Origin of the sequence: Nocardia sp. 852002-51101_SCH5132738, assembly GCF_001665695.1 — a bacterium.
Taxonomy (GTDB): Bacteria; Actinomycetota; Actinomycetes; order Mycobacteriales; family Mycobacteriaceae; genus Nocardia; species Nocardia nova.
The window spans coordinates 109,883-130,242 of record NZ_LZML01000189.1 but is presented as its reverse complement, the minus strand read 5'-3'; the positions used below and the strand labels follow the sequence as shown (position 1 = coordinate 130,242).

The 20,360-nt window shown below is 67.2% G+C and carries 18 protein-coding genes, 1 tRNA gene and 1 pseudogene; 14 read left to right on the top strand and 6 right to left on the bottom strand.

Going from position 1 to position 20,360, the window contains the following annotated elements; translation table 11 throughout:
• Positions 1 to 5 precede the first annotated feature (5 nt).
• From topA to A5789_RS29930, 7 genes and pseudogenes are all read left to right on the top strand, one after another.
• On the top strand, positions 6 to 2,861 hold the full coding sequence (topA, locus tag A5789_RS29955) for a type I DNA topoisomerase (RefSeq protein WP_064902449.1): 2,856 nt from the start codon (positions 6 to 8) through the stop codon (positions 2,859 to 2,861).
• 74 nt (positions 2,862 to 2,935) lie between these two features.
• Positions 2,936 to 4,147, top strand: a complete 1,212-nt coding sequence (locus tag A5789_RS29950; RefSeq protein WP_064902444.1) for a DNA polymerase III subunit delta' — start codon at positions 2,936 to 2,938, stop codon at positions 4,145 to 4,147.
• A gap of 100 nt (positions 4,148 to 4,247) precedes the next feature.
• The gene (locus A5789_RS29945) at positions 4,248 to 4,805 is read left to right on the top strand and encodes a YdeI family protein (protein WP_064902443.1); all 558 of its coding nucleotides are present in this window, start codon (positions 4,248 to 4,250) and stop codon (positions 4,803 to 4,805) included.
• A 57-nt stretch (positions 4,806 to 4,862) separates the two neighbouring features.
• Positions 4,863 to 4,938, top strand: a tRNA-Thr gene (locus A5789_RS29940).
• Positions 4,939 to 5,770: 832 nt separating this feature from the next.
• A pseudogene (locus tag A5789_RS38690) lies at positions 5,771 to 6,001 on the top strand (FHA domain-containing protein); the annotation flags it as partial.
• Between the two features lie 195 nt (positions 6,002 to 6,196).
• On the top strand, positions 6,197 to 8,236 hold the full coding sequence (locus tag A5789_RS29935; RefSeq protein WP_231953320.1) for an ATP-binding cassette domain-containing protein: 2,040 nt from the start codon (positions 6,197 to 6,199) through the stop codon (positions 8,234 to 8,236).
• 208 nt (positions 8,237 to 8,444) lie between these two features.
• A complete protein-coding gene (locus tag A5789_RS29930; protein WP_064902448.1) occupies positions 8,445 to 10,847 on the top strand; it encodes a serine/threonine-protein kinase in 2,403 nt (800 codons plus the stop codon).
• A 3-nt stretch (positions 10,848 to 10,850) separates the two neighbouring features.
• On the opposite strand, the gene A5789_RS29925 is transcribed toward A5789_RS29930, so the two are convergent.
• Positions 10,851 to 11,432 (bottom strand): hypothetical protein, encoded by a 582-nt coding sequence (locus A5789_RS29925; protein ID WP_064902441.1) that lies wholly within the window; start codon positions 11,430 to 11,432, stop codon positions 10,851 to 10,853.
• A gap of 396 nt (positions 11,433 to 11,828) precedes the next feature.
• On the opposite strand from A5789_RS29925, the gene A5789_RS37510 reads away from it, so the two are divergent.
• Entirely contained in the window at positions 11,829 to 11,984 is a 156-nt protein-coding gene (locus tag A5789_RS37510; RefSeq protein ID WP_167356738.1) for a DUF6131 family protein, read from the top strand.
• A 96-nt stretch (positions 11,985 to 12,080) separates the two neighbouring features.
• On the opposite strand, the gene A5789_RS29915 is transcribed toward A5789_RS37510, so the two are convergent.
• From A5789_RS29915 to A5789_RS29905, 3 genes are all read right to left on the bottom strand, one after another.
• Complete coding sequence (locus A5789_RS29915; RefSeq protein ID WP_064903628.1) at positions 12,081 to 12,932, bottom strand: alpha/beta fold hydrolase; 852 nt, start codon at positions 12,930 to 12,932, stop codon at positions 12,081 to 12,083.
• Between the two features lie 44 nt (positions 12,933 to 12,976).
• Positions 12,977 to 13,834 carry a cyclopropane mycolic acid synthase family methyltransferase gene (locus tag A5789_RS29910; RefSeq protein ID WP_063026266.1) on the bottom strand — a complete coding sequence of 286 codons (858 nt, stop codon included), beginning with the start codon at positions 13,832 to 13,834 and terminating at the stop codon, positions 12,977 to 12,979.
• 162 nt (positions 13,835 to 13,996) lie between these two features.
• Positions 13,997 to 15,955, bottom strand: coding sequence for a heavy metal translocating P-type ATPase (locus A5789_RS29905; RefSeq protein WP_082941052.1), 1,959 nt, complete (start codon positions 15,953 to 15,955; stop codon positions 13,997 to 13,999).
• Positions 15,956 to 16,049: 94 nt separating this feature from the next.
• On the opposite strand from A5789_RS29905, the gene A5789_RS29900 reads away from it, so the two are divergent.
• Both A5789_RS29900 and A5789_RS29895 read left to right on the top strand, forming a co-directional pair.
• Positions 16,050 to 16,412, top strand: a complete 363-nt coding sequence (locus A5789_RS29900; protein ID WP_039775672.1) for a metalloregulator ArsR/SmtB family transcription factor — start codon at positions 16,050 to 16,052, stop codon at positions 16,410 to 16,412.
• A gap of 236 nt (positions 16,413 to 16,648) precedes the next feature.
• Positions 16,649 to 16,993, top strand: coding sequence for a YrdB family protein (locus tag A5789_RS29895; protein WP_030517376.1), 345 nt, complete (start codon positions 16,649 to 16,651; stop codon positions 16,991 to 16,993).
• Positions 16,994 to 17,027: 34 nt separating this feature from the next.
• Here A5789_RS29895 and A5789_RS29890 read toward each other — a convergent pair whose 3' ends face one another.
• Both A5789_RS29890 and A5789_RS29885 read right to left on the bottom strand, forming a co-directional pair.
• Complete coding sequence (locus tag A5789_RS29890) at positions 17,028 to 17,543, bottom strand: L,D-transpeptidase (RefSeq protein WP_051041826.1); 516 nt, start codon at positions 17,541 to 17,543, stop codon at positions 17,028 to 17,030.
• Positions 17,544 to 17,715: 172 nt separating this feature from the next.
• Positions 17,716 to 18,504, bottom strand: a complete 789-nt coding sequence (locus tag A5789_RS29885; protein ID WP_063010161.1) for an SDR family oxidoreductase — start codon at positions 18,502 to 18,504, stop codon at positions 17,716 to 17,718.
• Positions 18,505 to 18,603: 99 nt separating this feature from the next.
• Here A5789_RS29885 and A5789_RS29880 point away from each other — a divergent pair, with 99 nt between their 5' ends.
• The 4 genes from A5789_RS29880 (at position 18,604) to A5789_RS29865 (ending at position 20,358) form a co-directional block, all read left to right on the top strand.
• Positions 18,604 to 19,227, top strand: a complete 624-nt coding sequence (locus A5789_RS29880) for a TetR/AcrR family transcriptional regulator (protein ID WP_155525876.1) — start codon at positions 18,604 to 18,606, stop codon at positions 19,225 to 19,227.
• Between the two features lie 18 nt (positions 19,228 to 19,245).
• Positions 19,246 to 19,623, top strand: a complete 378-nt coding sequence (locus A5789_RS29875) for a glyoxalase superfamily protein (protein ID WP_082941051.1) — start codon at positions 19,246 to 19,248, stop codon at positions 19,621 to 19,623.
• Positions 19,624 to 19,687: 64 nt separating this feature from the next.
• A complete protein-coding gene (locus A5789_RS29870) occupies positions 19,688 to 20,140 on the top strand; it encodes a DUF2752 domain-containing protein (RefSeq protein ID WP_082856673.1) in 453 nt (150 codons plus the stop codon).
• Positions 20,141 to 20,169: 29 nt separating this feature from the next.
• A complete protein-coding gene (locus A5789_RS29865; protein ID WP_030517370.1) occupies positions 20,170 to 20,358 on the top strand; it encodes a hypothetical protein in 189 nt (62 codons plus the stop codon).
• Positions 20,359 to 20,360: the final 2 nt, after the last annotated feature.

The following is a 20,360-nucleotide window of genomic DNA, read 5'->3' as shown; positions in this document are numbered from 1 at the left end:
GTCCCCTGCGTCGTCTCGTCATCGTCGAGTCGCCGACCAAGGCACGCAAGATCGCGCCCTATCTGGGCCGCGGTTATACGGTCGAGGCATCCGTCGGCCATATCCGAGATCTGCCGCGCGGTGCCGCGGACGTGCCGGCCAAATACAAAGGCCAGTCCTGGGCTCGGCTGGGTGTCGATGTCGACCACGATTTCGAGCCGATCTATGTCGTCAGTCCGGACAAGAAGGCCAAGGTCTCGGAACTGAAGACACTGCTGCGTGATGCCGACGAACTGTATCTGGCCACCGACCCCGACCGCGAGGGCGAGGCCATCGCCTGGCACCTGCTCGAGACGCTGAAGCCGAAGATTCCGGTCCGGCGAATGGTGTTCCACGAAATCACCGAGCCGGCCATTCGCGCGGCCGCGGCCGATACTCGCGAACTCGACAACGACCTGGTCGACGCCCAGGAAACCCGGCGCATCCTCGACCGCCTCTACGGCTACGAGGTCAGCCCCGTGCTGTGGAAGAAGGTCATGCCGCGACTGTCGGCGGGCCGTGTGCAGTCGGTCGCGACCCGCATCGTCGTGCAGCGCGAGCGCGAGCGCATCGCGTTCCGTTCCGCGGAGTACTGGGATATCGCGGCGAAATTCGACGCCGGCGGCGGCCCGAGCGACGAGGCCAACCCGCGCATCTTCGGCGCGCGGCTGGTCACGGTCGACGGTGCACGCGTCGCGGGCGGCCGGGATTTCGGATCCGATGGTCAGCTCAAGGCCCGCAACGGTGTCACCGTGCTCGACGAGGCCGCGGCACGGCGGCTGGCCGCGGCACTGGACAAGGCGGATTTCCAGGTCACCTCGGTCGAATCCAAGCCGTACACGCGGCGGCCCTATGCGCCCTTCATGACCTCGACGCTGCAGCAGGAGGCCGCCCGCAAGCTCCGCTTCGGGTCCGAGCGCACGATGCGGGTGGCGCAGCGGCTGTACGAGAACGGCTACATCACCTATATGCGTACCGACTCCACGACGCTGTCGGAGTCGGCGATCAGCGCGGCGCGGGCGCAGGCGACCCAGTTGTACGGGCCCGAGTTCGTGCATCCGACGCCGCGGCAGTACACCCGCAAGGTCAAGAACGCGCAGGAGGCGCACGAGGCGATCCGGCCCGCCGGTGACACCTTCGCCACGCCGGGCCAGCTGCACGCCCGGCTGGACCAGGACGAATTCCGGCTCTACGAACTGATCTGGCAGCGCACGGTCGCCTCGCAGATGGCCGACGCGCGCGGCACCACGCTGACGGTCCGGATCACCGGCCGCGCCGGTACGGGCGAGGAATGCGTGTTCTCCGCATCCGGGCGCACCATCACGTTCGCGGGCTTCCTCAAGGCCTATGTGGAAAGTGTCGACGAGGATGCGGGCGGTCAGTCCGACGACGCGGAATCGCGGCTGCCCGCGCTGACGGAGGGCCAAGGCGTCAACGCCACCGAGCTGACGCCCGATGGGCACACGACCAATCCGCCTCCGCGCTACAACGAGGCCTCGCTGATCAAGGCGCTCGAGGAACTGGGCATCGGACGCCCGTCGACCTACGCCTCGATCATCAAGACCATTCTGGACCGCGGCTACGTCTACAAGCGCGGTAGTGCGCTGGTGCCGTCCTGGGTGGCGTTCGCGGTGGTGGGCCTGCTGGAGGAGTACTTCGGCCGCCTGGTCGATTTCGATTTCACCGCGGCCATGGAAGACGATCTCGACGCCATCGCCGGCGGTCGCGAGCAGCGCGGAAATTGGTTGACCAGCTTCTATTTCGGTGGTGACCACGGCGCCGAGGGTTCGGTGGCGCGTTCCGGCGGACTGAAGCGGATGGTCGGGGAGCGGCTCGACGATATCGATGCCCGCGAGGTCAACTCGATCAAGATGTTCACCGACGACCAGGACCGCGACATCGTGGTCCGGGTCGGGCGCTTCGGTCCGTATCTGGAGCGCATGGTGCAGAACCCGGACGATCCGGATGGCGATCCGATCTCCCAGCGCGCCAATCTGCCCGACGATCTGCCGCCGGACGAATTGACGCCCGAGGTCGCGGAAAAGCTGTTCGCGACCCCGCAGGAGGGGCGCTCGCTCGGTGTGGATCCCGAAACCGGACATCGGATCGTGGCCAAGGAAGGTCGCTTCGGGCCGTATGTCACCGAGATCCTGGCCGAGCCGGAGGCCGATCTCGACGCCAAGAAGGGCGCCAAGAAGGCCGCCGCGCCCAAACCGCGAACCGGGTCGCTGCTCAAGTCGATGGATCTGTCGACCATCACCCTCGAGGATGCGCTGAAGCTGCTGTCGCTGCCGCGGGTGGTCGGCAAGGATCCCGAATCCGGTGACGAGATCACCGCGCAGAACGGCCGCTACGGCCCGTATCTGAAGAAGGGCACGGACTCTCGCTCGCTCGCCACCGAGGACCAGATCTTCACCGTGACCTTGGAAGAGGCGTTGAAGATCTACGCCGAACCCAAGCGGCGCGGACGGCAGGCGGCGAGTGCGGCGCCACTGCGGGAGTTGGGCAACGACTCCGCCACCGGCAAGCCGATGGTGATCAAGGACGGGCGGTTCGGCCCGTATGTCACCGACGGCGAAACCAACGCCAGCCTGCGCAAGGGTGACGAGGTGGAGTCGATCACCGACGAGCGGGCCTCCGAGCTGCTCGCCGATCGCCGCGCCAAGGGACCGGTGAAGAAGGCGGCCAAGAAGACCGCGAAGAAGGCACCGGCGAAGAAGACCGCGGCGAAGTCGACGGCGAAGAAGACCACCGCGACCGCCAAGAAGACCACCGCGAAGAAGACCGCGGCCAAGAAGGCGCCCGCGAAGAAGGCGGCGGTGAAGTCTCCGGCCGAGTCGTAGCGCGCGGCCCGAGTCGTAGCGGGAGCGTCTCGGTGCCGGTCGGTTTGTCGGTGCGGCCGATTAGGGTGTAGCGCGTGGCAGGTGTCTTCGATCGGCTCGTGGGCCAGGACTCGGTCGAGTCCGAGTTGACCGCTGCCGCCGTGGCGGCGCGCGCCGGAATCGCGTCCTCGGCGATGACGCACTCCTGGCTGTTCACCGGGCCGCCCGGATCCGGCAGATCCGTTGCCGCACTGTGCTTTGCGGCCGCGCTGCAATGTACGGCGGAGGGCACGCCCGGTTGCGGGCACTGCCATGCCTGCACCACCACCATGGCCGGCACCCACGGCGATGTCCGGCGGGTGATTCCGGAGGGCCTGAGCATCGGCACCAAGGAAATGCGCGAGATCGTGCAGGTCGCGGCCCGGCGCCCCAGCACCGGGCGGTGGCAGGTGGTGGTGATCGAGGATGCCGACCGATTGACCGAGGCCGCGGGCAACGTGCTGCTGAAGGTGGTCGAGGAACCGCCCGAGCGGACCGTGTTCCTGCTGTGCGCGCCGTCGGTGGACCCGGAGGACATCTCGGTCACTCTGCGATCCCGGTGCCGGCATGTTCATCTGGTGACGCCGTCGGTGGACGCCATCGCCCAGGTGCTGCGCGAGCGTGACGGGCTGGCCCCGGAACAGGCGGCGTGGGCGGCCTCGGTGAGCGGCGGACATGTCGGTCGCGCCCGCCGCCTCGCGACCGACGAGCAGGCCCGCGCCCGCCGTACCCGGGCATTGTCGCTGGTCTCGGCGGTCGCGCGTCCGGCCGCCGCCTACGCGGCCGGTGACGAGCTGGTCAAATCCGCCGAGGAGGAGGCCAAACAGGTCAGCGCGGAACGGGACGAGCGCGAGCGTGACGAGCTGGCGACCGCGTTGGGCGCCGGCGGCACCGGGAAAGGCGCCGCCTCGGCGACCCGCGGTTCCGCCGGGGTGCTGAAGGACCTCGAGCGCCGCCAGAAATCCCGCGCCACCCGCACCAGCCGCGATGCCCTCGACCGGGCGCTGATCGACGTCGCCGGCCTGTACCGCGACGCGCTGGCTCTGCGTTTCGGGACGTCCGCCGCGAATCCCTCCCCGGCGATCACTCTCACCCACCCGGACCTGTCCGATCAGATCCGCGATCTGGCCGACGAGGTGCGGCCCGAGGGACTGCTGCGTTCCATCGAGGCCGTCCTCGCCTGCCGCGAGGCCCTCGACCTGAACGTCAAACCCCGCTTCGCCATCGCCGCGATGGTCGCCGGGCTCATCGCGGCCCGCTCCGCCTGAACCACCGCGCAACCGACCGTCGGCGATGTCAGCGACAAAAGTGCTCAAAGGGTGAGCACTTCAACGGGCAGCATGGTGTTCGTCGAGAGGACGAACCGTGATGCGAAAACTCCCTGCTGTCAACCGCTTTCCCGATGCCGCCGCCTGGGCCGACTGGCTGGACGGTCACCACACCGACGACGGCGGCGCCTGGCTGCTGATCGCACGCAAGGGATCGTCCGCGCCCCTGATCACCATCGACGATGCGGCCGAGGTGGCCATGTGTTACGGCTGGATCGACGGTCACCGGCGCGCGCGCGACGACCGCTCGTTCCTCCAGCGCTACTCGCGCCGGCGACCCGGCAGCACCTGGTCCCAAGTGAACGTCGTGCGAGCCGAGGCCCTGATCGCCACGGGCCGGATGCGCCCACCCGGCCTCCGTGCGGTCGAGGCCGCCCGCGCCGACGGTCGCTGGGATGCCGCCTACGCGCCACAGCGCTCGGCACCCGTGCCGGCCGAGCTGTCTGCGGCTCTGGCCGAAGACGCCGATGCCGCGAACCGCTTCGCCGCCCTGGACCGAACCGCCCGGTACCTGCTGGTCCTTCCCCTGCTCAAGGCCCGAACCCCCGCCGCCGGGGCTCGCAGGCTGGCCGAAATCATGGCCACACTGCACCGATGACCTGCCGTTTTCGTGTTCGGTCGCCGAAGACGATAGACTCGCACCGCCGAAAGGCACGCCGCCTTAGCTCAGTCGGTAGAGCGCTTCACTCGTAATGAAAAGGTCGGGGGTTCGATTCCCCCAGGCGGCTCCATACTCCCTGTCAGGGCCGAGTGGATCTCAGGGCCGAGCGGATCGCTTTTGCCGCCGAAGCTCGCATGAGCTCGTAGTACGCGACGGTGTTACGGCCCGCGCTCGAATGCACTGAACCTTGTCGACGTGTTCGTCGGGGGCATCGGCGGATCCGCGCAGCCTCCAGCCGCCCGCACGGCTGGGTTGCGAGATGTACTGTCCCGCAACCTGTCCGCCGGACCAACGGGTTTCCCGAGGCCGGCGGAGGTACATGGTTGAGGTCTCATGTCCCTTCGCCCAACGATAACGGCGAAGATGCTGCGCTGAGCTTCCGGGTGAAGGCACCCAACCATCCCGAGGCGCGAGTGCGCCGAGATGTACTCCCCGCTCCTGATACGCAACGCGCAAGCCCTTTCCGCACAGACCGAGCAGCGTGTCGAGTGCGGTGCGGTTGCCGCGCTGGAGCGACGGCCTGCACGGTTCTACTGCCTTGTGGTCGACGTGGAAGACGCGTAGCGCGGTCACGGTTGTGGGAAAAATATGGGATGTGTCGGAATTCCGGCGCGATGAATCAATGGGAATATTCAGCTTCGACATTCTGTTCTGGTCCGATCGAATTGGTATTACCGATCCCGTTACGGTGATTTCCGCGGCTGGTTCGGTCGGGTGCCGGTCGAGCGGCTGCACTGGCTCGTCGGCGGCTGCTGGGTGGTGGCGGCTCTCAACTCGCAGGTCGTTCTCGCTGGTCAGTGCGGGTTAGGGCGGCGCGAAAACGGAGCAGAGCGGACACTGCTAGGGAATTCTCGGTGGCCGGCTTTGCCGCGGCAGGGCGTTTCAAGTCGTATAATCCCGTTATGGCGGATGACCAGTCCTCCACAGAATTTCCCGAGGCGCCCGTTCTTGTGGTGCAGACGCGAGAGCGCGTCTATCGGCTGCATGCGGGAGGTTCATACAATGTCGGCCGCGATCTGGCGGCCGACATAGTCGTCACCGATCCGCGGGTATCTTCCGTGCACGCCGTCTTGGAGCGTGGGTCGGACGGTTGGGAAATCGAGGACGCGCACAGCCTCAACGGCACCTTTTTCGACGGTCAGCGCGTCGATCGGATGCTGATCGATCATGACGAGACGTTCCAGCTCGGTCACGCCGTGAACGGCGAGCAGTTGCTCTGTTCGGTGGAGGGGCAAAAAGGACAGCACGGCGGCGAGTCGTCCGGCGATACCGGTGGCGACACGATGCTCGTCCCCGATCCCGGCTACCAGCTCGATGATGAAGACACGATGACGACGTTCCATCCGGGGGGCCGCCCCCGGCGGGTTGCCCGGTCGTCGCCTCCGGCGGCTCACCCCAGTGCGGTCGTCCGGATCGTCTCGGACACATTCCGGATCGGGCGGGCCTCCGACAACGACATCGTCGTGCCCGACCTCATGGTCTCCCGTCATCACGCCGAACTGCGAGTGACCGGCGCAGGCCGGTATCGGGTCGTCGACCTCGACAGCCACAACGGCACCTACGTCAACGGCGCCCGGGTCGATTCGGCGGACCTGTCCGAATCCGACTTGATCGGCATGGGGCATACCACCTACCGGCTGGTCGGCGACGAACTGCGGGAGTACGTCGACACCGGTGACGTGTCGGTCTCGGTGCAGAACCTCATCGTGCGCACACCGGAAGGCAAGGTTCTCCTCGACGAGGTGAGCTTCCCGATTCCGCAGCGCTCGCTCGTCGGGGTCATCGGACCCAGTGGAGCGGGCAAATCGACGTTGCTCGGCGCGGTGACCGGGTTGCGTCCGGCGACAGAGGGGACGGTTCGTTACGACGGACGTGACCTCTACACCGACTACGACGAACTCCGCCACCGCATCGGACTGGTTCCGCAAGAAGACATCCTGCACAGCCAACTTCCGACGCGGCGCGCGCTCCTGTACGCGGCCGAACTCCGCTTCCCCGGTGACACGCGCCCCGAGGAGCGCGAGCAGCGGGTCGATGAGGTCCTCGCCGAGCTCGGCTTGGCCCGGCATGCCGACACGCGCATCGATAGGCTCTCCGGTGGCCAGCGCAAACGGGTGAGCGTCGCACTGGAGTTGCTGACCAAACCGTCCCTGCTGTTCCTCGACGAGCCGACCTCCGGCCTCGACCCGGGCCTGGACAAGACGGTCATGGAAATGCTGTCCGAACTGGCCCACGACGGGCGCACCGTGATCGTCGTCACCCATAGTGTCGCGAACCTCGATTCCTGCGACCGCCTCCTCGTGCTGGTACCCGGCGGTCGGCTGGCCTATTACGGACCGCCCGCGGAGGGGTTGCAGCAGTTCGGGCAGCGCAGTTGGGCCGAGGTGTTTCAGTCCTTCGACCGCGAGGAGGACCGCGACTGGGCTGCTGAATTCCGGGAATCGCCACGCTTCGAGCAGTACGTGGAGGTCGGGCCGACCGACGATGTCGGCCCGGCGGACGTACACGCACCGGCACCCCCGCCCGCGCCGCAGTCCAAGCTCAGCCAGCTCAGTACGGTGTGCCGGCGATACCTGGCGGTCATCGCCTCGGACCGAAGTTACCTGGCGCTGCTCGGCGTGATGCCGCTGATTCTCGGTGGCTTGATCGCCGCGGTGCCGTCGGGCGAGGGTTTCGCCGGGGCGCCCGGAACCAACACCGATGCCCCCACCAAGCTCATGATCTTGGCATTCGGTGCCTGTTTCATCGGCACCGGCAACTCGATTCGCGAGATCGTCAAGGAGCAGACGATCTACCGCAGAGAACGCGCGGCCGGACTGTCCGCGGGGGTCTACCTGATGTCGAAGCTCCTGGTCTTGGGCGTGATCACCATCCTGCAGGCGGCGGTGCTGTTCTTGATCGGCACCATCGGGGTGAGCATGCCGGCGAAAGGCGTATTCACCTCGGTCCCGCTGGAGTTGATCCTGGCGATGGCGATACTCGGCATCGCCTCGCTGGCGTTGGGCTTGCTGGTCTCGGTGTCGGTCAACACCTCGGAGAAGACGCTGCCACTGCTGATTGTGCTGTCCATGGCGCAACTGGTGTTCACCGGCGGTTTGGTACGGCTGCCCGGCACCCCTGTTCTGGAACAGCTGTCCTACCTGTCGCCGTCCCGCTGGGGCTACGCTGCGGCAGCGGCCACCCTCGACCTGGACACCCTGTCGCCGCACAATGGCGCACCCGACCCGCTGTGGCGACATACCCTGGGCACGTGGCTGCTCGACATGGGGGTCCTCGCCGGCCTGGGGGCCGTCTTCCTCGCGCTGGCCGGATACCGGCTGTATCAGCTGCGTCCACGGCGGCGCGGCGCCCGCACCGCGCGGATTTGACGCCGACCGATTACGGCACGACCTCGCAGACGTCACCCGGATCGACGTAGTCGTAGAAGCCTTCGCGCCCCGAGGGTCGACCGGATGCAGCCGTGCGATTTCTCCTCGATCGGACCGCCTCTCGGGGATGATGGTGTTGGGTGTGGTGGATTGCATCCATCGCTTCACCGACCGGCCAGTGCACGGTTCGGATTCGACAGGAGCGGATATGGCCGACGGCTCCGGCTCAGACAGCGGCTTCGGACGATCAACGGCCGGACTCGAATCCGGCGCGGTGGCCGCCTTCGTAGCCGCGTGGGAATCGGCTGACCCGGCCCCGGCCATCAGCGATTACCTGCCCGACGCGGAGACCTTGCGCTTGGCCGCGTTGATCGAACTGATCCGCGTCGACCTGCGCCAGCGTTGGCTGCGCCGGCCCGCGCTCACGCCGTCCGGCGGACCCGAGCCGCCCCGCAAGCGGCTGCGGGACTACTGCGCGGAATTCGCCGAGCTGTCGCCGGACCGCGTTCCGGCCAGCCTGGTCTATGAGGAGTTCGTGATCCGCCGGCACAGCGGCGAGCGGGTCGATCCGCGCGAATATCTGCGCGAATATCCCGCGCAAGCGCCCGAGCTGAGTGAGTTGCTCAATGCCGACGACCAGGATCAGAGCACTCAACGCGCCGGTGCGGACCCGACTGCCATCGCCTCGACCATGGTCTCCCCCGAAGGCACGCGCACCACGGGCGACCTGTCCGCCGAACAGGAGACGACGGGATCGCAGGTCGCTCGGCTGGACAGCATCCGGGTAGGCGATTGCATCGATGATTTCGATCTGCTCACCGGGCTGGGTAGCGGAGCCTTCGCACGAGTGTTCCTGGCCCGGCAGCGCTCGTTGCAGCGGCTGGTGGCGGTGAAGATCTCCGCCGACCGCGGCACCGAACCGCAGACGCTGGCCCAGCTCGACCACGACTACATCGTCCGGGTCTTCGACCAGCGGCTGCTGGGCGAACCGGACCCGCACGGCGATTCCCGCAGCCGCCGACTGCGGCTGCTGTACATGCAGTTTCTGCCCGGTGGCACCCTGCTTGGTGTGTTGCGCCGGGTCCGGTCCACCCCTGCCGACCAGCGCAGCGGCCGGTTGCTGCTGGCCGCGGTCGACGCCGCGATGGAGGAGAAGGGTGAGATCCGCCCGACCGATTCCAGCGTGCGCGCCGAGATCGCGGCGCTGTCGTGGCCGGAAACCGTGGCCTGGCTGGGCCGCCGGCTCGCCGAGGCGCTGGCCTACGCCGATGAGCACGGCGTGCTGCATCGCGACGTCAAACCGGCGAATGTGCTGCTCACCGCGGAGGCGGTGCCGAAACTCGCCGATTTCAACATCAGTTTCAGCCGCGAGGTGGCCGGCGCCAATCCGGTGGCGTACTTCGGTGGGTCGCTGTCGTACATGTCGCCGGAACAGTTGGAGGCCTGCCATCCCGGCTACCGCCGTTCCGCCGACGATCTGGATACCCGTTCCGACATCTACTCGCTGGGTGTGGTGCTGTGGGAGCTGCTGACCGGTGCCAAGCCGTTCGACGACAGCACCGCGGGTGAGCGCAACGACTCCGCCGCACTGGGGGCGATGCTCGCACGTCGTCGTGCTGGTGTGGATTCGGCTGCGCTGCAACGGGTTCCGCCCGATTGTCCAGCGGCACTGTGCAGGGTGTTGCTGACCTGCCTGGCGCCCACGCGTGACAAGCGGTGGTCCAACGGCAACGAACTGGCACAGCAGTTCGAACTGTGCCTGGACGCGCGGGCCCGCGAACTGGTGGATCCGGCACCCACCAGCTGGCGTTTCCGGGCGCGGAGGTGGATGGTACCGCTGGTGCTGCTGGCCTATGGCACCCCGAATGTGCTTGCGGCCGTGTACAACACGGTGCACAACAAAACCCTGATCATCGACCGGATGAGTGTGCCCGCCCAACAGACATGGTGGATTTTCACCAGCACGGTGAACGCGGTCTTCTTCCCGGTGGGCATCGTGACCGTGATGTACTTGTCGCGCTATCTACTCACCGTTCCGCGCGGTATGCGGCGCGGACGCGAATATGACTCCCGGATACTCGCCCGAGCCAGATCCGATGCCCTGCTGTTCGGTGATCGGTGTGTGGTGGTGGCGTTCTCGCTCTGGAGCCTGTCGGCGATTCTGTTCCCGCTAGTGCTGCACTTCGCGACCCACGAGCTCACCGGACAGGAGATGGTGCACTTCGTGGGCGGTCTGCTGGTGTGCGGCGCGATGGCGGTGGCATATCCGTTCTTCCTGGTGACGTTCTACATGGTCCGCTGCGTCTACCCGCTGTTTCTCCGGCACGGCGACATCAGCCCCGAGGATGCGGTGCACCTGCGCCGGCTCGATCGCCGCTGCAACGGATATCTCGCGGTCGCGGCGTCGGTGCCACTGCTGGCGGTGGCCGGGGTGACATTTCTGCCGCTGAGCGATACTCCGAAGATCATCGTCGCGGTGCGGGTGTTGTGCGTGGGGTCCATCGTCGCCTTCGTGGTCGCCTATGTGCTGTTCCGGGCGCTCGAGGCCGATCTGCGCGCACTGGAGCGTGTGGTGGATCCCGAACATCAGGAGGCTGCCGGTCGGCTATGAGTTTCACGGATATCGGATCGGACCGCGGTGATCCCGCGGTGGCACGTTTCGCCGCGGAGTGGGCGAAGCCCGCCTGGTTTCATGAACGAACACGACACACAGGACGACGACACACCACGTGAGGCAAGTTACGGAGATGAGTGTGAGTGCTCGCCCAGGGGAGTACATCACCACAAAGACCAGCGCAGTCAAGAAGACCACGGTCCCCGGAAGAGCTACCCAGGTATTGAACTCTCGTAACCAGACCGCGTCGTCCACGTGGTGACGTGCGTGTTCCTCCGCCTCTAGTTCAGCGTCGGTTGCGTCTTCCTTGCCCGCCCGGCCGGTATCGACGCGAATCCCGGCAAGCATGTCAGCGATGGCTTGCTCGATGGTTTCCTTGCCGTGCACGCCCGCTGGCCAGTCATTGTGCACCTGGACCAGCGTCGCAAGGTTTTCGTACCACGGTTTGCGCGCATTTGCTCGCGCGACATACGCGCTGACGAACACGCCGAGAAAGACGAGGAGGGCCCCGATGAGCGGCACCCAGTCCACGAAGGTCGAGCCGCGTGGTTGCGGGTCGGCCGCGGCGAGCCACATCAGCATGACGTGAATCTTCCCAGCCCGCAGGGTGTTTCGCTACCGGACAGGCAGCTGTGGGTGCTCCCGAGACCTAGGGGCATCCGAAGGTCGCAGAGGGAAACACCGACCATGCTTGGTCGCCGTCAAGAGGCAGGAGGCCCGCGTAGCTGTTCCCTGGCGACGCTCTTCCCGGCGTGCGGCTGTCTCGGTCGGCACACAGTTCGCGCAACTAGTTGTCGCCCGTTCTGTCTCATCACATTTTCGAAGCACGTGCCCTCTGCGCCCTGAACAGCAGCTCATCCATCCGGTGAAGAGAGTTCGTTTCACTCACAGATATCCGGGTATCGGATGTTTCGAGCCACCGCTGATCGCAGCCGGTCGCCGGATCGGTGCGAGGTGAGCGAAAGTGAGGAGATTGCTGTGATCACTCTCGGGGTTGTCCTTCTGGTTCTCGGTTTCCTGCTCGGGATTCCGATCCTGTGGACGTTGGGCATCATCGCGCTGGTCGTGGGGGCCGTGCTGGCTCTGATGGGAGCGCTGGGGCGCCCGGTGGCCGGCCGCGCGCACTACTTCTAGCGCGCTCGGCCGCCGCGGACAACGCGCGGTAGCGGTGTGACCACGCGACCGCCCCGGAAACGCTTTCCGGGGCGGTTTCGCATGTACCGCGCGGACTCACCTAAGCAGGAACTCCGTGGTGACTCGCTCGAACGCCTGTTTGGCTTCGATCATCACCCAGTGCCCGCAGTTCGGGAAGATGTGCAGTTCGGCGTCGGGGATCAGGCGCATCGGGATCATCGGCATATCGGGTGGGCATTGGCGGTCGTCGCGACCCCAGGTCAACAGGGTGGGGCACTGCACCGTGCCCAGCATGGACCAGTACGGCGGCACTCCCGAGGTGGCCATCATCTGCTGTTGCGCGGCGAACGCCCGGGAGCCGTACATCGCCGCGAGCGTCTTGTGCGAGTCGGGATCCTTCGCTGTCTCCCAGCGCTCCTCGATGCGTTCCTCGGTGATGAGGGCGCGGTCGTAGACCATGCATTCGAGCCAGCGGACCAGTTTCTCGCGGCTCGGGGCGTCCGCGAATTCCTGTAGCAGCCGCGTGCCCTCACTCGGGTTCTGGCTGAAGATGTTCGGGCCCACGCCGCCGATGGTGACCAATTTGCTTACGCGCGCAGGGTGTTTCATCGCCACGTTGACACCGACCACCCCGCCCATCGAGTTGCCGATCATCGCGGCAGATTCGATTCCCAGCGCGTCCATGAACCGGACGACCGCCGACCCCGCGGTCAGCACCGGATGCCCGTCAACGGGATCGCTCACGCCGAATCCCGGGAACTCCAGCACGTAGCAGTGGAACCGCTGCGCGAACGTGCCGAGATTGCCCCGGTAGTTCCGCCACCCGCTCACGCCGATCCCGGAGCCGTGGAGCAGCAACAGCGGCGGACCGTCCCCGGCCTCGTGGTATCGCAGCACACCTTTGTCCGTCGCGATCTCACGCTTGGTCGCCTCGTAACTCACATCCATGCCGCCACAGTAGAACACGTTTCAGTTCGGTGGCGTGGCGTCCGTTATGCCAGCAGGATGTGCTGGCGGACGTCGATGTAGCCGTCGCGGAACAGGTCTGCGCAGCCGGTGAGGTAGCGGACGTAGCGGTCGTAGACGGTGGGGGAGGTCAGGGCGATGGCTTCGGAGCGATGGTCGCGGAGGGCCTGGGCCCAGAGGTCGAGGGTGTGGGCGTAGTGCGGTTGCAGGGATTGGACGTCGTGGAGGGTGAAGCCGGCCCGTTCGGCGTATTCGCCGATCCACTGGGGCTGCGGGAGTTGACCGCCGGGGAAGATCTCGTCGATGACGAACTTGCTGAATGCCAGATATTCGTGGGTGACGGGGATGCCCATCTCACGCAGTTGGTGGCGGTGGAAGCCGATGATGGTGTGCAGCATCATGCGGCCGTCCGGGGGCAGCAGGTCGTGGCAGCGGTCGAAGAACGCGTCGTAGCGTTCGCGCCGGAAGTGTTCGAAGGCTCCGATCGAGACGATCCGGTCGACCGGCTGGTCGAATTCCTCCCAGCCGCGCAGGTGCACCTCACCGGTGCCGGGCGGTAGGCCGTCCAGCAGGTCGCGCACGTGCTCGTACTGGTTGCGGCTCAGTGTCAGGCCGATCACGCGCACGCCGTATTTCTCGACGGCGCGCATCATGGTGGAGCCCCAGCCGCAGCCGATGTCCAGCAGCGTCATACCCGGATGCAGATCGCATTTGCCGAGCGACAGGTCGATCTTGGCGAGCTGTGCCTGTTCCAGGGTGAGGTCCGGTTCGCGGAAATACGCGCAACTGTAGGTGCGCGTGGGATCCAGGAAGAGAGCGAAGAAATCGTCGGACAGGTCGTAGTGGGCCTGCACGTCGGCGTAGAACGGTGACAGATCGGTCATGGTGACCTCTGGTGGTCGGTTTCGGGAACGTTCTGCCTCTGAAACGAGATACCCCGGCGGTGGGTTCGCCCCGCCCGCCGCACCATGCGCGCTCGACCAGTATGCGCCTCTCGCTGCGGTGGGGTGGCGCGATCGGCGGATCGGCCGAGCCCGCCGAAGCCGTCAATCGGCCCGGCGTGCCGTCCCGCTCTCCCAGGCGCGGCCGCGCAGCAGGCGCAGACCGTTGAGGCCGACGATGACGGTGGAACCCTCGTGACCGGCGACGCCCAGCGGTAGCGGAAGGTGGCCGACGAGATCCCAGGTGATCAGGACGGCGATGAAGGTCGCGGCGATGATCAGGTTGGCGACCACGACGCGGCGCGCGCGACGGGACAGGGCGATGACCGCGGGGACGGTGGTCAGGTCGTCGCGGATGACGACCGCGTCCGCGGTGTGCAGGGTGAGGTCGGATCCGTTGCCGCCCATGGCGATTCCGGCGTGGGCGGCGGCGAGCGCGGGTGCGTCGTTGATACCGTCGCCCACGGCGGTGACGCGGTCGCCCGCGGCTTCCAGTTCCGCGATCGCGGCGACCTTACCTTCCGGCAGCAGGTCGGCCCGGATGTCGGTGAGGCCGAGGCGGGCGCCGAGCTGTCGGGCGGCGGCGAGATTGTCGCCGGTGAGCAGAACCGGTGCGGCTCCGGTGATTTCGGTGAGAGCGTCGACGGAATCGGCTGCTTCGGGGCGCGTCTGATCGGTGATGCCGAGAACCGCGATCGTTCGGCGCTCGCGCCGCACGAGCACAGCGGTGTGCCCCGCGTTCTGTATCTCGGCGACGACTGCCGCGGCAGCGGCGTCGGCCGAATCCAGAAGCGCAGCAGGCGATCCCACCTCGATGCGGTGGCCGTCCACCGTGGCGGTGACCCCGCGTCCGGGCTGCGCGCTGAAGTCCTCGACGGGCGGCAGCGTGAGTCCGCGCTCGCGACCGGCCCGGACGACCGCCGTGGCCAGCGGGTGCTCGCTGGAATATTCCGCACCAGCGGCCCAGCGCAGGACCTCCTCCGCCGTGCCCGGGCAATCGGGCAGCACACGGATGTCGGTGAGTTCGGGCACACCGCGGGTGAGCGTGCCGGTCTTGTCGAAGGCCACGCGGGTGGTGCTGCCCAGCCGTTCCATCACGACCGCCGATTTCACGAGGACGCCGTGCCGGCCGGCATTGGCGATCGCGGCGAGCAGGGGCGGCATGGTGGACAGCACCACCGCGCACGGCGAGGCGACGATCATGAACGTCATGGCGCGAAGCAGCGAATCCCGCAGCGCCGCACCGAAGAACAGTGGCACGGCGAAGACCGCGAGCGTCACCGCGACCATGCCCACCGAATAACGCTGCTCGATCTTCTCGATGAACAGCTGCGCCCGCGCCTTCGTCCGGCCGGCGTGTTCGACCAGGGCGGCGATCCGGGCCACGACGGAGTCCTCGGCGCGGCGACCGACCCGCACCCGCAGGACACCGGTGCCGTTCGAGGTTCCGGCGAACACGTCGTCACCGGGCGATTTGTCGACCGGCATGGGCTCACCGGTGATGGTCGCCTGATCGACTTCGCTCGCGCCCGCAACGACCGTGCCGTCGGCCGCGATGCGATCGCCGGGGCGGACCAGGATCACATCGCCCACCGCGAGATCGGCTGCCCTGACGATCGTTTCGACACCGTCGTCGATTCGGGTGGCGGTGTCGGGTGCCAGATCGAGCAGTCCGCGCACCGAATCCTCGGTGCGCGCGGTCGCGAACGCCTCCAGCGCGCCCGAGGTGGCGAAGATGACGATCAGCAGCGCGCCGTCGGTGACCTGCCCGATCGCGGCGGCGCCGATCGCGGCCACCACCATCAGCAGATCGACGTCCAGCGTCCTTTCGCGCAGGGCGCGCACTCCGGCCAGGGCGGGTTCCCAGCCGCCGGTGAGGTAGCAGGCCAGATAGAGCGACCACCACACCTCGGGGGGTGTGTGCAGGATCCGGGCCACCGAGCCGATCGCGAAGAGCAGGAGAGCCGCTGCGGCCCAACGGATTTCGGGAAGTACGAACAGCCGGGTCCGCCGCGCGGGTATCGCCGTGAGCGCGGCGGGACGCGTGGTGGCCGGTGCTGACACGAAAAACCTCCGAGGATCGGGAGCGGGCAACCTGAGAATAACAGAACACGTGAAGAGGTCTTCATGTATACCTGGTCGGCTAAACTTCACCGTTATGGGACATGGCGTCGAGGGCCGCGATCGGCCGATCGCCCGGCTGGACAGTGAGTCCGCCGCGCATGTGGCGACCACCCTGCAAGCCCTGGCGACGCCGAGCCGGCTGCTGATCCTCAGTGAATTGCGCCAGGGGTCGCGGCCCGTCTCCGAACTCGCCGAGGCGGTGGGGATGGAGCAGTCCGCCGTCTCTCATCAGCTCCGCCTGCTGCGCAACCTCGGGCTCGTCACCGGAACCCGCGCCGGGCGCAGCATCGTCTACAGCCTGTACGACACGCACGTCGCACAGCTGCTCGACGAGGCGGTGTATCACAGCGAGCACCTGCGTCTCGGCCTGTCCGATCGACCGCGAACGGCCGGCTGAGAACGTCTTTTCGGCGGCGTGATCCGGTGTATTCGCCGGCTTTCCTTGTCTGCGCCTGTCGATTTCGGCGCTTCGACGGTCTCGCTCGCGCGGATTGGGTCGATCCTGCGATCTCCCGTCGGGCCTGCTCTCCCAGCGCCGTCGCGCGGTAATTCTCAACGGTTGACAACGCTTCCGCGCTAGCGCACACTGCTCTTATTAGAGAGCGCTGCTCTCAAGCTAGCGAGAGGGCAGTCATGCAGGAACTGTGGAAGTGGGCCAATCTGACCGTCGCGTTCGCCGCGGAGGTGGGCGCGCTGGTGGTGCTGGGACTGTGGGGCTGGCGCGTCGGCGACAACACCGTGGTAAAAGTCGTTCTGGCGCTGGGCATCCCGTTGGCCGCCGCGGTGGTGTGGGGAATGTTCGCGGCGCCGAAGGCGAGTTTCGATATTCCGCTGCTCGCGGTGATCACCAAGATCGTGGTGTTCGGAGGCGCCGCGGCCGCGCTGTGGGGGCTGGGGCACCGGGTGGCCGCGGTCGTTTTCGCGGGCATCGTGATCGCGAATCTGCTGGCGATCAAACTGGGCCACCTGAATTCGTAGCGCGCCGACCCGGAATCCGGGCCGGCGCGTACGGTCACGGCACGACTTCGAAGACGTCGCCCGGATTGACGTAGTCGTAGAAGGCCTTGGCGCCTTCGGGCGTCATCCGGATGCAGCCGTGGGACTGCTCCTCGATCGGTCCGATGTGGGTGGCGATATCGCCGTTGAAGAAGACGGCCCAACGCATTTCGGCGTTGTGCATGGTGCTCCAGTGGTACGGCTCCTTGAACGCGACGTGGAAGGTGCCGGGCGGTGTCTCATACCCGGGCCGCCCGTGCGAGATGGGGGTCGGGCCGTAGACCACGCGGCCGTTGTCCATCAGCCAGCCCTCGTTGGTCGACAGCCGCAGGCACGCGCGCGCCGCGGCCGAACAAGGAGCCGAGATCTGGCCCGGCGGGGAGGGCACGAGTTGCGGAATGCCGGGGATGTCGGGGCCGCCGGGCCACACCGGGTCGGCGCCCGCGGGCACCGTGACAGCGAATCCGGCGGCCGCGATCGCCGTCGCGGCCGCCGCTCGGATCGTCCATCGGGTGATGCTCGTGCAGTTCATATGCGTCCGACCTCTCTACCCGGCCCGCTGTCCGGCCGGGCCGGGCGGCGGGCGCATTCGTCGACAAGCTGGGACGGCACCGTATGCGACCGATGTGTGCTCGATCACAGTGCATAGTTGATCATTGTGACCTGCCGAGCGCGCAGATGGTACGGAAGAATCCGCGTTGTTATCACAAATCGGGCAGGCCGAGTTCCAGGTTGGGTGCGGCGATACCGCCGTCGATCTCCAGAATCTTGCCGGTGAGATAGCTGCCCGCGGGCGAGCAGAGGTAGACGATGCCGGCCGCGATATCGGTCGGATCACCCAGCCGATGCAGCGGCGTATCCGCCTCCATCTTCGCCTTGACCTCGGGATTCTGTGCCACGACCTCGAGTGCGGAGGTCAGCACCGATCCGACCGCGATGGCGTTGACTCGGATCCGCGGCGACAGATCCGCGGCGGCCAGCCGGGTCCAGTGCGCGAGCGCCGCCTTGGCCGTGCCGTAGGCGAGGAAGCCGCGCCCGGGCGCCCGGCCCATCATCGAGGAGATGTTGACCACCGAGCCGCCCTCGCCGGCGAGCATGTGCGGAACCGCCGCGCGGGTGAGGGCGTGCGCGGTGGAGACGTTGAAGCGGAAGGCCTCTTCGAGGAATTCCGGCGAGGTGGTCATGAAGGTGTTCGGCATGGTGCCGCCGACATTGTTGACCACGATGTCGATGCGGCCGAACTCGGTGGCGGCGGCGTCGGCCAGTGCCGTCACGGCGTCGAGGTCCGACAGATCGCAGGCCACGGCGAGGGCGCGCCGGCCCGTCGCGCGGATCTGCTCGGCGACCGCGTCCAGTTGTGACTGGGTGCGCGCGGCGATCGCCACATCGGCGCCCGCCTCGGCCAGGGCGAGGGCGGTGGCGGCGCCGATACCGCGGCCGGCGCCGGTGACGACGGCGACCCGGCCGTCGAGTCGGAATTTGTCCAGGATCATCGCTAGTCCTCTCGTTGGGTGTCCTCGCAGTGTTAAGAATTAGCTCTTAACTGTCAAGGACTAGTGCTCAATTCGCTGGTAGGACGTATCGTGCTCAGGGTGGAAGCAGTAAGTGCCCGGGAGCGGTTGATGATGGCGGGGGAACGGTTGATCGCCGAGCGGGGATATCTGGTCCCGCTGCGCGATATCGCCGCCGCGGCCGGGCAGCGCAACAACTCGGCGATCCCCTATCACTTCGGATCGCGCGACGGACTCGTCGAGGCCGTGGTGCAGCAGCGGCTGGCGACCCTGGAGGTGCGCCGGCTGGAGTTGCTGGCGCAGCGGCCGGCCGCGACCGGCGACGATGTGCACACGCTGCTCGACGCGCTGGTCATCCCCATGTTCGAACTGGGAGCGCGGAACGAGAGTTCTTATTACGCAAGGTTTCTCGAACAGATCCGCACCCATCCGGCGGTGTCGGACGCGGCCAATCTGGACAGCGCCGAACGGACCTCGGTGCGGGTGATCGTGGGTGGGCTGGACCGCGCGCTCTCGGACCTGCCGCCGCGCCTGCGGCATCGCCGGCTGCGCAGTCTCACCACGGTGCTGTTCGCGCTGCTGGCCGACCACGAACGGGCCGTCGAGGCGGGCCGGATCGCCGCCGACGACCGCGAGGCCTGGGACCAGGTCATCGACATGCTCGCCGGTACCCTCACCGCGCCGGTCACGACGCGGGCCCGGTGAATATGTGACGATCGGGCCATGCACAGCGACGCGATCGGATTCGCCGCTCCGATACCGGTATTGCGGATCTACGACGTCGGCCTGGCCTACGAGTTCTACCTGGACTTCCTGGGTTTCACCGTGGACTGGGAGCATCGGTTCGGCGCGAATTTCCCGCTGTACGCGCAGGTTTCGCGCGCGGCGACCCGGCTGCATCTCAGTGAGCATCACGGCGACGGCACGCCGGGATCGGTGGTGTGGATCGCTGTGGACGATATCGACGCCTGGCAATCCGAGTTGGCCGCGGCGGAATACCGGTACGCCAAACCCGGGCGCCCGGACGACGGCCCCGGCGGCCGGGGGTTCGCCGTGACCGACCCGTTCGGCAACCTCCTGCGATTCGCCCAACCGGCCTGAACCGACATCCGGCGGTGGGGCGACGGCTGGCGGCTCACCCGTGCCGCCGATTACCGTGAACACTGTGGATATCGCGCGCGAGCTGCCCGGCGAACGGTCGGTGCCGCGCACCGGATGGCGTACTCAGGGCGGGCCGCTGCTGGCGGCCGGTGCGGTGGTCGCCGCGGCTACGGTGCTGCACTTCCGCGATCCGCACAGCCAGGGGGCGTACGGGATCTGTCCGTTCTATGCGCTGACCGGATGGTGGTGCCCGGGATGCGGTGGATTGCGTGCTGTGCACAATCTCACCGAAGGCCGGGTGCTCGACGCGCTGCACAGCAATGTCTTCGTGCTTCCGCTGCTGCTCACCCTCGCATTGTGGTGGGGACGGTGGGCCCTGGGCCGCTGGCACGGCAGAGCCGACACCGCCTTTCCCTTTACCCTTCGTGGCCAGGCGCAATGGTGGTTGATCGGGCTGCTCGTGGTGTTCACCGTCGCCCGCAACACCCCCTGGGGTACCTGGTTGGCCCCGGTCTAGGCGGGCATGCTGGAAGTATGACCCAGGAAATCGCTGATTCACTGAAGGCTCGGGTGCGCGAGAAGATGCTGCGCCAATTGAACGAGGACGGCGCGCCGGACCCCGAGCAGGACGACCCGCGCCAGATCGCGATCGAGAAGGACCTCGAGGCCATCGAGTCCGTTCCCGACGGCGATCCGCTGATCGAGGAATTGGCCGCCCGCTACCTGGTGCCGTGAAT